The 12,238-nt window shown below is 72.5% G+C and carries 10 protein-coding genes; 5 read left to right on the forward strand and 5 right to left on the reverse strand.

Annotated elements, in window-relative coordinates:
• On the reverse strand, nt 1-622 hold a 622-nt coding region (locus AOK09_RS23040; RefSeq protein ID WP_055589140.1), incomplete at its 3' end, for a glycoside hydrolase family 25 protein.
• A 637-nt stretch (nt 623-1,259) separates the two neighbouring features.
• Between AOK09_RS23040 and AOK09_RS23045 the strand changes: the two genes are divergently transcribed.
• Nucleotides 1,260-1,799 (forward strand): GNAT family N-acetyltransferase, encoded by a 540-nt coding sequence (locus AOK09_RS23045; RefSeq protein ID WP_055589141.1) that lies wholly within the window; start codon nt 1,260-1,262, stop codon nt 1,797-1,799.
• Here the strand turns inward: AOK09_RS23045 and AOK09_RS23050 are convergent.
• A complete protein-coding gene (locus tag AOK09_RS23050) occupies nt 1,783-2,004 on the reverse strand; it encodes a hypervirulence associated TUDOR domain-containing protein (protein WP_055589142.1) in 222 nt (73 codons plus the stop codon). The two genes, AOK09_RS23045 and AOK09_RS23050, sit on opposite strands and share 17 nt — an antisense overlap.
• Nucleotides 2,005-2,801: 797 nt before the next feature.
• Here AOK09_RS23050 and lnt point away from each other — a divergent pair.
• Nucleotides 2,802-4,238 (forward strand): apolipoprotein N-acyltransferase, encoded by a 1,437-nt coding sequence (gene lnt, locus AOK09_RS23055; RefSeq protein WP_245687434.1) that lies wholly within the window; start codon nt 2,802-2,804, stop codon nt 4,236-4,238.
• Nucleotides 4,239-4,423: 185 nt separating this feature from the next.
• Here the strand turns inward: lnt and AOK09_RS23060 are convergent, their stop codons facing one another.
• A complete protein-coding gene (locus AOK09_RS23060; RefSeq protein ID WP_055589144.1) occupies nt 4,424-5,167 on the reverse strand; it encodes an SDR family oxidoreductase in 744 nt (247 codons plus the stop codon).
• Between the two features lie 407 nt (nt 5,168-5,574).
• Here AOK09_RS23060 and AOK09_RS23065 point away from each other — a divergent pair, with 407 nt between their 5' ends.
• Complete coding sequence (locus tag AOK09_RS23065) at nt 5,575-5,943, forward strand: hypothetical protein (protein WP_055589145.1); 369 nt, start codon at nt 5,575-5,577, stop codon at nt 5,941-5,943.
• A 99-nt stretch (nt 5,944-6,042) separates the two neighbouring features.
• Here the strand turns inward: AOK09_RS23065 and AOK09_RS23070 are convergent, their stop codons facing one another.
• Nucleotides 6,043-6,558, reverse strand: a complete 516-nt coding sequence (locus AOK09_RS23070; protein ID WP_055589146.1) for a GNAT family N-acetyltransferase — start codon at nt 6,556-6,558, stop codon at nt 6,043-6,045.
• Between the two features lie 588 nt (nt 6,559-7,146).
• Here AOK09_RS23070 and rph point away from each other — a divergent pair.
• The gene (gene rph / locus AOK09_RS23075) at nt 7,147-9,744 is read left to right on the forward strand and encodes a rifamycin-inactivating phosphotransferase (protein WP_055589147.1); all 2,598 of its coding nucleotides are present in this window, start codon (nt 7,147-7,149) and stop codon (nt 9,742-9,744) included.
• A gap of 92 nt (nt 9,745-9,836) precedes the next feature.
• On the opposite strand, the gene AOK09_RS23080 is transcribed toward rph, so the two are convergent.
• Nucleotides 9,837-11,081, reverse strand: a complete 1,245-nt coding sequence (locus AOK09_RS23080) for an MFS transporter (RefSeq protein WP_055589148.1) — start codon at nt 11,079-11,081, stop codon at nt 9,837-9,839.
• Between the two features lie 138 nt (nt 11,082-11,219).
• On the opposite strand from AOK09_RS23080, the gene AOK09_RS23085 reads away from it, so the two are divergent.
• A complete protein-coding gene (locus AOK09_RS23085) occupies nt 11,220-12,155 on the forward strand; it encodes a LysR family transcriptional regulator (protein ID WP_055589149.1) in 936 nt (311 codons plus the stop codon).
• Nucleotides 12,156-12,238 lie beyond the last annotated feature (83 nt).

Raw genomic sequence — 12,238 nt, forward strand, 5'->3', positions numbered from 1 at the left:
GTGCAGGGGTGGGCTCGGGTGCCGGAGCGGGGTGCGGCTGGAAGCTGAGCGTCCACGCGCGGAGCTCGCCGGCACTGGCGAGCGGGCAGTAGTCGCGGTCGACTCCGCCGGACGTCGAGTACTGGTGGAACATCCACGGCGCCTGGATGCCGGGGTCCCCCGCGGGTCGGCCGGCGGTGGCGATCCACAGGAAGTCTCCTGCGTTGCCGGTGGTGTCCACATGCAGCCAGTAGTCGGTGTTGCAGTACATGCCGACGGGATTGTGCGGCAACTTGGCCTTGACGTAGGCGAGCCACGCGTCGCGGTACCGGACCTGCCGTGCCTTGCTCACGCCCTGGTTGGCCTGGTCGTAGCCCTCCCAGTCGAGGACCACCATGTCGCCGGGGCTCCACTTCACCTGGGCCAGGAAGAAGTCGGCCTCCCGGTGGGGGTCGTTGGCCATGTGGGGGTAGTGGTAGGCGCCCCAGACCAGGCCGGCGGCCTTGGCATGGTCGCGCTGCCGGACCCATCTGGGGCTGATGTACGTCAGCCCCTCGGTGATCTTCGTGAAGGCGAAAGCCAGGCCTCTGGTACTGGGCGTGGCGGACTGGTACGACGCCCAGTCCTGCCCGTGGATGCCCACCTACCGCCCCTGCGAGGCGAGGGGGGCGCCGACACCGGACGCGAAGGCCTCTGGTGTGATGGGGAACAAGACCGTCTCCTGCTCACTCGTCGGTGGACTCGGCGGGCTGCTCGTAGCCGGACAGGCGACGTGCGGTCTCCTCAGGGGGATTCCCCGCCGCGCGCACTGCGCCTTGTGGTCCTGCCGCATCCCGGGCTGCTGATCGGCCTCCTCTTCGTGGGCGGTCCAGGCCGCCGGCGGCCCGGACCGCGGCCGGAGCCGTCCCGGACTCGTCGGTGCTCAACGCGACTGCCCCGTCGGACGGCGACGCAACCGCGGTGCCGCCGTGGTGAAGCGCCGCGTACAACTTCCCGCCTGCGGGCCGGTATCACGTTCTCACGCCCGATGGGGGCACGACTCCGATCCGAGGCCGAAGTCGCACGTGCGGGTGACCGGCTGAATACGGGTGACGGTCGCTTCCCTCGTGGCCGTCCGCAACGTGGAGCACCACCGCGGCGGGGTCACGCGGCCTGCTCGCCACCCCGTTCGGTACACATCCCAGTGGTCGACGGCCAGGTGACGCAGCATCAGGAGGCAGGACTTGGCGGTGAGGTCAGGCGTTCCCCTGCTCGGCCTGACCACCTGTTAGCGTGCACGGATGGAACATCTGGGACCCGTGGCCTGGCCGCCGGAGCCGATCAGAACCGAGCGGCTCACGCTCCGTGAACCCGAGACCGGTGACCGTGCGGCGTTCGTCGAACTGCTCACCTCGGCGGAGGTGCACGCCTATCTCGGCGGCCCCCGGCCGCGTGACGAGGTCGAGCGTGAGATGTCCGGGCCGCCGGAGCAGTGGCCCGGGAGCTTCGCCGTCGAGCTCGACGGGACGATGATCGGCCAGGTCCTGCTCAGGAGAGCCACGGGGCACCGTCGCCCGGCCGCTGCGGGAAAGGTCGATCTCGGCTATCTCTTCCTGCCGCGGGCGTGGGGATCCGGGTACGCCACCGAGGCGTGCGCGGCGGCCCTCGGCTGGCTCGCCGGGGCGCTTCCCGGCGAGCCGGTGGTTCTCACCACCCAGACCGCCAACGTCGGCTCGATGCGTCTCGCTGCCAGGCTCGGCTTCACCGAGGTGGAACGGTTCGAGGCCTGGGGCGCCGAGCAGTGGCTCGGCATGCGGCCCCCGTTCACGCCGTCCGGATGAGTGTGCGCCGGTACCGCTGAGAGCAGCCGTCCGTCCCCGCGCGAGCGGGGTCCTCCGGGGAGGCGTCGACGGTGCGGCCGGTGGCCTCGGTGCGGGAGGTGATCTCCTGCTCGACCTCGCCGGTCGTCTCGCTGCCGTGGCTCTTCCAGGAGACCTTGTCCCCCGGGTGGAGAGGCTTGTCCTGCCGGTGCTTCTTCTTGGTCATCGTCGATCTCCTCAAGGAAGGGCCGTGACCGGGGCGCCGGCATGACCGCGCGGCGTGGTCTGCGGCGCTGCCGGCCCGGCCGGGTGGCGGGGGGCGTGCGGCCTGTCTGAGAACGCCTGCCGTATCCAGGGGACCTGCTGTCGCGGTGCAGCCTGGGATACCCGCCCCCCGGCGGCACGGTGGAGACGACGAACGCCGATCGGGGACCGGCCGGACCAAGCCTCCAGGCACGGTTCGTGCCGGGCGAGCAGGAGGGGCGCTGCGCTCCGCCGTACCGGTCCTCCCCGCTCACGGGCGGCGGGGCGGCACCACGGCTCGGCACCGCCGTCTACCCCAGGCTGCCCTCGCCCCTCTCCCCCGGCCACACGGGTGACCCGTCCGGGTCGGTCAGGTCTCTGTTCCACGGGCCCCGGAGCCGCGCCTGGACGAGGCCCAACAGGCGCACCTGCGCGCACATCGGTCACGGGGCACATCCGGCATCCCGCCGCGGGTGCGCTGTTTGTCGCCGTCGAGAGCGTCCGCCTCCCACGCCGCGACGTTGACGGCGGGAAGCCCCCGCCTCCCCGTCCTAACCGCCACCCTCGCGCGGGGGAAGCACTCCGGGAGTGGCTCCGTCCAGCGTTACCGGCCTGCAAGCATGCGGACGCTGTCGCGAACCGACCGCGAGACGTCACGATGGAGGTGTGCGCAGCAGCCCTGCATCTCCCCGGACGAGGTCGAGGACAGCCCCGCCGCGCCCGCCCCGGGCGAGGCGCATCGCCTGCCGGATCGGCGCACTGCTCTGCGGGGGGCTGCCGGTGCTGATCTTCCCCGGGCCGGGCCTGTGGCCGGTGGCCTGGGTGGTCCTGGTGCCCCTGATGCTGTTGCTGCGGGCGGCCCCCGGCCCCCGTGAAGCGGCGCTGCTCGGCTGGCTGGGCGGCACCGGGTACCTCGCGGCCACCCAGTACTGGCTGCTGCCCAGCCTGAGCTTCTTCTTCCCGCTCGCGGCAGCCGTGCTGGGACTGCTCTGGCTGCCGTGGGGCGTGCTGGTACGGGCGCTGCTGCACGGCGGCCGGACGGGTCCGGCGGGGGCGGTGGCCGCGCTGGCCGGCGTACCGGCGGGGTGGGTGCTGATCGAGACCGTGCGGTCCTGGCAGTGGCTGGGCGGGCCGTGGGCTGTCCTGGGGGCGAGTCAGTGGCGGCATCCCGCGGCGCTCGGGCTGGCCGCGGTCGGTGGGGTGTGGCTGGTCGGCTTCGCCCTGGTGGCGGGGAACACCGCCGTGGTGCTGCTGGTCACGCAGCCGCGGGCGCCGCGGGTGGCGGCCGTGGCGGCGGCCGGCGGGGTGGTGGCGGTGGCGGCCGGACCGGTCTGGTTCGCCGCGCACTCCGACCCTGTGTCGCCGGGTGCGGTACGGGTGGCGATCGTCCAGCCCGGTCTGTACGCCGACCCGGCATCGCGGCTCGCGGCCGGGGTCTCACTCACCGAGCGGCTGGCCGGGGGGCGCGGCGGGGTGGATCTGGTGGTGTGGGGTGAGAGCAGCGTGGGATCGGATCTGGCCACCGACCCGGCCGTCCGGGGCCGGCTGATCGCCCTGTCCGCCCGGGTCGGAGCGCCGCTGCTGGTCAATGTGGACGCGGTCCGCGCCGACGGCGGCATCGCCAAGGTGTCGGTGCTGCTGGACGCCCACGGGGTGATCGGGCAGTACACCAAGACCCGGCTGGTCCCGTTCGGCGAGTACATCCCCTTCCGCGGGCAGCTGGGCTGGCTGGCCGGTATGACCCAGGCGGCCGGGGTCAACCGGGAGCACGGCCCGGGTCCGGTGGTGCTGCGGACCCGCGCGGGCCTGCCGATCGGCCCGCTGGTCTCCTATGAGTCCACCTTCCCCGACATGGCGCGGACCCAGGCGGACATGGGGGCGCGGCTGCTGGTGTACCAGACGTCGATGTCCACGTTCCAGAACAGCTGGGCCCCCGCGCAGATGGCTTCGCTCGGGGCGGTCCGGGCCGCGGAGACCGCACGGCCGGTGGTGCAGGCGGTGCTCAGCGGCGAGTCGGCCGCGTACGACGCACGCGGGCGGCAGCTGGGCCGGCTGGAGCCCGACCGTCGCGGCACGCTGATGGTGACGCTGCACCCGTCCACGGCCCGCACCCCCTACGAACGGTTCGGGAACTACGTCCCGGTGGCCTGCCTCGTCCTGGTCCCCGCCGCGTTGCTGGTGGGCAGGCGTCAGGGCAGGCCGACTGGTGGGCGGTGACCGTTCGGGGAAGCGGACGGCCCGCGGCGACCACCGGCCGTGAGGCGTTGCGGAGCACGGGTGCGCCAGTGCAGCCGCGACGGCTCCGGTCGACGGGCTAAGAGTCCGGCCTTGCCAGTCGAGCGGCAGGCGCGTGCCGGAGTTTGCGGGCGTCCGTCCTCGACGGCCGGCGGGTCGGCGTACGGTCACCAGCGGACGGGGCCGTCGTCGTCGAAGAAGCCGCCGGTGGGCCCGTCGTCGTTCAGCAGTGCCATCTTGACGGCTATCGCGGCGCCATCCGCGGCGGTTCTCGTCAGGGCGAGGTCGAGGTCCTTGGTGAAGTCGGTGGCGCAGCCGCCCGGAGCCACCGCGTTGACCAGGATGCCCAGTGGACGCAGCTCCTTGGCGTACTGGACGGTGAGCGCGTTCAGGGCGGCCTTGGAGACGGGGTAGGCCGCGGAGGCCTCCAGCCGGGACAGGTAGTGGCCGGGATCGGTCATGTGGCCCATCGAGCCCACCCCGCTGGAGACGTTCACGATCCGGCCGCCGGGGGAACGCCGCAGCAGCGGCAACAGCGCGTTGGTCACCCGCATCACCCCCAGCACATTGGTGTCCAGTACGCCCGCCACAACGGCCATGTCGGCCGCACTGGGCAGATGGTGACCGCCGCCCGAGATGCCGGCGTTGTTGACCAGCACATCGAGCCTGCCGAAACGGCCCTCCACCCAGCTCGCCGCCGCGTCGACGCTCGCCTGGTCGGTGACGTCCAGCGCGACCTCCGCCACCGTCAGCCCCTCCTCGTGCAGGGCGGCCACCGCGCGGTGCCGACGGCTGTCGTCCCGGGCCGCCAGCACGACGGTCAACCCCTCGCGGGCCAGCCCTCGAACGATCTCGAACCCGATGCCTTTGTTCGCCCCGGTGACCAGTGCGAACCTCTCGTGAGCAGCCATGGCACCCAGTCAACAGCACTGCGGCCAGCCGCTGGGCCCGCTTTCGGCGTCACCGGGCGAGGCGGGCCGAGCCCGGCATGGACGATTCGGGACAAAGTGACGCCGAGTCACCTTAACGGTCAGGGTTGCGTACAGCAGTCCGGCAGCAGCGTCCTGTTCGTCGGCCACGATCCGGCGGAGGACGTCCTGCGGAGGGTTACGGAGCAGCGACAGCATCCGGTTGCGCATCACCAGACGTGGCACTGACGGCAGCAACTCCCCCACCTGCCGCAGTCGTTCCGCGCGCGGTACCTGGCCTGCGGATTTGTCAGTGGTGGGCGCGAGAATAGCAGTCAGAACAACCCCGACATGTCGGGGTGTCCAGCTGCTGTCGGCTCCGCCATGGAGCTTGTCGTGTTGGAGGCACCATGAAGTCCACGATCGACACCGCGATCCACTTCCTTCCCACCGGAACGCCCGGCTCGGTGGCCCAGAGCTGGAACCGTGCCGCGCTCGCCGCCCAGGTGGCCGCGGCCGCCCTCAGGCTGGGCCTCGGCCCGGACCTGACCCGCGAGCAGATGACGGGGCTGGCCCAGGTGATCCGGGACGGCGGGAGGCGTCCGCTGTCGGCGGAGACCGAGCAGGCCATCCGCGCCGCCCTGCAGGAGCCGCTGACCGCCGAGCACGACCCGAGGGAGATAGCCGAGGCGCTGTTCTCACGCCTTCCGGACGCACCGCTTCCGGTCGTGGGGGCGGACGGCTCCCGGTACATGGTGGTGGCTGTCCCGGTGGGCTGACAGGGCACGGCCGGGGGCGGGGCCGGTTCGGGCCCCGCCCCCGGCATGACCCGACGACTCGCCGACCCGCGCCCCGGGCCCGTCCTCGGGATCGGAGTGCTAGGTCTTGATCAGGTACCGTCGCACGGCACCGAACTCCGAGTCCCGGATGTCCTCCAGGACGCCGCCGTTGGCCTCGATCGTCCTCGCCGAGGCGACGTTGTGGGCCTCACAGACGATCAGCACCGGGTCGAGGCCCAGTGCGCGCGCCTCGCCGAGCATCCGCCCCAGCGCCCAAGTGGCCAGTCCACGCCGTCGCGAGGACGGTCGGACGCCGTAACCGATGTGGCCGAACCGGCGCACGTAGTCGTTGAGCCCGTACCGCAGCGCGATCCCGCCGTGCACCCGGTCACCCTCGACGATCCACCGGTACGTACAACCGCCGCCGTTCCCCACGGCCTTTGGGCCGGACTCGTCGGCCAGCCGTGCCACCCAGGCTGCGAACCCGTCCGGTGAGTCGACGTCGTCCGACGGCCCGATGCCGAAACCGTCCTCGTGCAGGCCGGGACCCCACTCGTTGCGCGCTTCGAGCCAGGTGGAGTGCAGGCGGGTGGTGGGCGCGATCAATTCGGGCACACGGCGACCCTACCGACCCGGGCGATCACGATCCACGGCCGGAGCACCGGTGCGCGTCGGACGGTGCGCGCCCATGCTTCGTGCCCCGGCCGGGCGACTCGGCCCGCCTCCATGTGCCCTTGGAACCCGGTGCGTACAGGTACGCGGAGGGCCTCATCGCAAGAAGCTCGACGGTTCCGGGGGCGGCACACGACAGAGGCGAGGAGAGACCTCTCCCCGCCACTCTCAACGTATAGCGTGCCCGGGGGCTTGCCGCAAGGCCCGGGTCACGGCGCACAATCGACGGCCGATGCCCGCTACCTGCGGAAAGGAAGGCATGACACGCGTGTTGTCGTCGACGTACGGGGGTCCCGCTCCCGACGGACCGGTCGTGGGACCGGCAGTACGGTCCCAGGTGCCCGCATCACAGGCCCGGAGGGAGCGGGGCTGCGCGCTGCCGGACCGCCCGGGGCGCACGGCCGACTCGCCGAAGGACGGTCGGCCGGGAACGAGGACGTGTCCGGCGGGAGGTTCGGCAGAGTGGGAGGCGCCGGTGATCCGGTCGGCCACCGCAGTGCGACGGATCACGGCCGCTCCGGAGGTGTCGCAGTGACCGAGCAGTATGTGCTGGACCTCGAAGAGGTCGACGAGACGCAGGTCGCGGTCGTCGGAGGCAAGGGCGCGCACCTGGGCGCGCTCTCACGGATCGAGGGCGTCCGCGTGCCGCCTGGCTTCTGCGTGACGACGGACGCCTTCCGGCGGACCCTGGCCGAGGCCCCGTCGCTCGACGACCAGCTCGACCGGTTGTCGCGCCTGCGCCCGGACGACCGGGAGGCGATCGGTACGCTCAGCGCGCAGATCCGCCGGACCGTCGAAGGCATCGCCCTGCCGGCCGGTCTCGCCGAGGCGATCACCCGCGGGCTCGCCCGGTACGGCGAGCAGAGCGCCTACGCCGTCCGGTCCAGCGCGACGGCGGAGGACCTGCCGACGGCCTCCTTCGCCGGCCAGCAGGACACCTATCTGAACGTCGTGGGTCCGGAGGCGGTCCTGCGGCACGTCAGCCGCTGCTGGGCCTCGCTGTTCACCGAGCGGGCCGTGACCTACCGCGGGCGCAACGGCATCGACCACCGTACGGTCCACATGGCCGTGGTCGTCCAGCGGATGGTCCGCCCCGACGCGGCCGGCGTCCTGTTCACGGCCGACCCCGTCACGGGCAACCGGAAGGTCGCCACCGTGGACGCCGGTCTCGGCCTCGGCGAGGCCCTGGTCTCCGGCCTGGTGAACCCCGACGTGCTCAGGGTGCGCGACGGCGAAGTCGTCGCCAAGTCCATCGCCTCCAAGGAGCGCGCGCTGCGCGCCCTGCCGGACGGCGGTACGCAGGAGGTGGCGATCGCCCCGGAGCGGCAGCGGCAGCCGGCGCTGACGGATGCGCAGGCCGTACGGCTGGTGGACCTCGGGCGGCGGATCGAAGCGCACTTCGGCCGCCCGCAGGACATCGAGTGGTGCCTGGTCGACGACGGCTTCCAGATCGTCCAGAGCCGGCCGATCACCACACTGTTCCCCGTCCCCGAGGCGGGCGACCGGGAGAACCACGTCTATGTCTCCGTCGGTCACGGGCAGATGATGACCGACCCCATGAGGCCCCTGGGGCTCTCGATGTGGCAGCTGACGGCCATGGTGCCGATGCACGAGGCCGGCGGGAGGCTCTTCGTCGACGTCACCCGTCGCCTGGCCTCCCCCGCGAGCCGCGCCGCCCTGCTGGACGTCATGGGCAGAGGCGACCCGCTGATCAGGGACGCTCTGGAGACCGTCCTGGACCACGACGGTTTCGTCCCGTCGCTCCCGGACGCGGCTCCCGGCGGGCCGCCGGCCGGCGCTGCGTCCACGCCGATCGCCACCGATCCGGCGATCGTCACCGAGCTGATCGAGCGCAGCCGGGCGTCCGTCGCCGCGCTGGAGCGCGACATCCGGACGAAGACCGGACCGGCGCTGTTCGACTTCCTGCTGGAGGCCTTCGAGGAGCACAAGCGGGTCCTCGGCGATCCGTTGAGCATGCAGGCGATCAGGGCGGGGATGGAGGCCACCTGGTGGCTCAACGACAGGCTGCGGGAGTGGCTGGGCGAGAAGAACGCGGCTGACACCCTCACCCTGTCCGCCCCCGACAACATCACGTCGGAGATGGGGCTGGAGCTGCTCGACGTCGCGGATGTGATCCGCCCGCATCCGGAGGTGGTGCGGTTCCTGCAGGACGTCGAGGACGACGACTTCCTGGACGGGCTGGCGAAGCTCCCGGGCGGGGCCGAGGCACGTGACGCCCTGGAGGGCTACCTCGACCGGTACGGCATGCGCTGCGTCGGCGAGATCGACATCACCAGGCCGCGTTGGCGCGAGCGCCCGAGCACGCTCCTGCCCGTGATCCTCGACAACGTCAGGAACTTCGAGCCGGGTGCCGCCGCACGCCGCTTCGAGCAGGGGCGGCGGAAGGCGCAGCGGGAGGAGGAGGACGTGCTGGCACGCCTTCGCGCCCTGCCGGACGGGGACCGTAAGGCCGAGGAGACCAAGCGGATGATCGACCGGGTCCGGACCTTCGCCGGATACCGGGAGTACCCCAAGTACGGCATCGTCAGCCGCTACTTCGTCTACAAGCAGGCCCTGCTGGAGGAGGCCGGGCGCCTCGTGCGGGCCGGGGTTCTCGCCGAGCGGGAGGACGTCTTCCACCTGACGTTCCAGGAGTTCCACGACGCCGTACGTTCGCACCGGGTGGACGACGGGCTCATCCGGCAGCGCAAGGAGGCGTTCCGGTCGTACCACGCGCTCACGCCGCCCCGGGTGCTCACGTCGGACGGCGAGGCCGTCACCGGGGCGTACCGGCGCGACGACGTGCCGGCCGGCGCCCTGGTCGGCCTCCCGGTCTCCGCCGGCACCGTCGAGGGGAGGGCCCGCGTCATCCCGGACATCGCGGACGCCGATCTCGAAGCGGGCGACATCCTGGTCACGACCTTCACGGACCCCAGCTGGTCGCCGCTGTTCGTCGGGGTCGCCGGCCTGGTGACGGAGGTGGGCGGCCTGATGACCCACGGCGCGGTGATCGCCCGGGAGTACGGCCTGCCGGCCGTCGTGGGCGTGGAGCGGGCCACCCGGCTGATCCGGGACGGGCAGCGGATCCGTGTGCATGGAACCGACGGATATGTCGAGATCCTGCCCTGACCGACCGCCCGGGCGGCGCCGGGCCGGCCCGGTCGACGTACGCCGACCGGGCCGCCCGCGGCCTGCCGACCTCGGCGGTGAGCCGGCGTGTGTCATGCCGGGCTGTGGGACGGCTCCGGCTCGGGCTGCGCCGTCCGGTCGCGTCGGGGAAGCAGGAGGGGGGTGGCCAGGATGAGCAGTCCTGCGGCCGTGAGCGCGGTGCGGGCGCTGGTGACGTCGGCGAGCAGACCGCCGAGCGCGGTGAAGGTGGCGATGGACGCCTGCTGGCCGATCGACCAGGCCGAGAGGGTGCGGGCGACGAGGTGCTTGGGCGTGCGTTCGAGCCGGTAGGTGGCCAGCACCGGGGTGTACAGGCTCATGTTGATGATGATCGCCAGTTCCACGGCTATCACGGTGACGAGGCCGACGACGCCGGGGCGGACGAAGGCCAGACCGATCAGCCAGACGGCACGCAGGGTGCCGACGGTCCGGAAGACCCACTGCCGGCCGTGGCGGGCCACCACGCGGCGGGCCAGCCGGGAGCCGATCAGTCCGCCGACGCAGGGGGCGGCAAAAGCGAGACCGTACTGCCAGGGCGGGAAGGCGAGCTGGCGGAGGAGGAGCACGGCGAGCAGCGGCTCGGTGGCCATGATCAGGCCGCCGACGAGCATGTTGTTGAGGTAGAGCGCCCGGAGACCGGGGTCGCCCATGATGTGTCGCCAGCCGTCGAGTACCGCGCCCGGCCGGACCGGGCCTCCGCCCGACGGCTGCGGCGCCTCCTCCCGGCCCCGGATCGCGGTGATGCCCAGCGCGGAGAGCAGATAGCTGAGCGCATCGGCCACCACCGTGGTGACCGGCCCGAACAGACCGATCGCAGCCCCGCCCAGCGGCGGCCCGACCGCGATGGAACTCCAGTTGGTGGACTCGAACCGGGCGTTGGCCAGCAGCAGGTCGTCCGGCCGCACCAGGGCCTTGAGGCAGGCGCCGCCGGCCGCGTTGAACGCGATCTTGGCTGCGGCGACCACGGCTGAGATCACCAGCAGCTGGACGAATCCGAGCCGGCCGAGGGCGTAGGCGGCCGGGATGGTCGCCATGGCCGCGAACCGGATCAGATCCATCGTGATCATGACCGGGCGCTTGCGCCGGACCTCCACCCACGGCGCGAGGGGTACCGCGATCAGCGCACCCATCGCGGGGCCCACCGCCGACAGCGCGGACACCTCGGCGGAGCCGGCGTGCAACACCAGTACGGCGATGAGCGGCAGCGCCCCGAACCCCAGCCCCGACCCATAGGCGCTCACCGCGTATGCCGCCCACAGCCAGCCGAACTGCCGGCCCAGCCGTCTTCTGCCCCTCATGCTCGGTGCGCCCCCTGAAGTGCGTCCGGAACAAACCCACGTTGACCGACGAGAGCCAAGCGGACCGGACAACCGCAGGTCAAACAACCATCGCATCGGCCGTCCACAACCATCCGTTGTTCGCTAGGCTGATCCGGCGTGGACCTCGAAGCCGTACGCACCTTCGCCGCCGTCGCGGATGCGGGCCAGTTCCAGAAGGCCGCCGCCGACCTGTCGATCACCCAGCAGGCCGTCTCCAAGCGCATCGCGGCACTGGAACGCGACCTGGGCGTGCGACTGTTCACCCGCAGGCCCCGCGGCGCCGAGCCCACCATCGACGGGCAGGCGTTCCTCCCCCATGCGCGCGAGCTGCTGCGCGTCGCCGACCGTGCGGTGGCGTCCGTGCGTACCGGCCGCCGTCCGCTGCGCGTCGACGTGATCGCCTCCCGCGGCGCCGCGTCGGGCCTGATGCGCGGCTTCCACCGCGCGCACCCCGACATCGACCTGGACGTGCTGATGCTGTTCGAGATCGACGCGGCCGTCGCCGCCGTCCGGTCCGGAACGATCGACGCCTCCTTCCGCGCCGTCGCCATGCCGGGCCGCCCTCTCCCCGAGGACATGGAGTCCGTCAGGGTGCTCGACGAGCCCCTCCAGCTCCTCACCGGTCCCGCCCACGCGCTGGCGGACGCCCGGTCGGTGACCGTCGCCGAGCTGGTCGGGCACCGGATCTGGATGCCCGGCATCGTCCCCGGCACCGAATGGGGCGCGTACTACGACGACCTCGTCGCCGAGTTCGGTCTCACCATCGAGGCGACCGGTCCCAACTTCGGCTCCGACGCGCTTCTGGACACCATCGCCGACACCCCGGCCCTGGCCACCTTCATGGGCGGGCACACCCGTCTCGTCTGGCCCGCCGGCCACGGCCTGCGGCGCATCCCGGTGACCGACCCGACGCCCGTCTACCCGCACTCGCTGCTCTGGCACCGCGACAACCCCCACCCGGCCCTGGCCACGCTCCGCGCCCACCTCGCCACCACCGCCGCCGGCCACGACTCCGCCGGGACCTGGAGACCGGGCTGGGTGTCCGCGCGGTGAACCGCGCTGCCTCGCCGGCGACCTGGACGCGGCCGCCTGTGCTCGGCCGGACCCCGCCGCAGGGCTGGATGTGCCCCCCGTGG

It is taken from the genome of Peterkaempfera griseoplana, assembly GCF_001418575.1.
Classification (GTDB): Bacteria; Actinomycetota; Actinomycetes; order Streptomycetales; family Streptomycetaceae; genus Peterkaempfera; species Peterkaempfera griseoplana.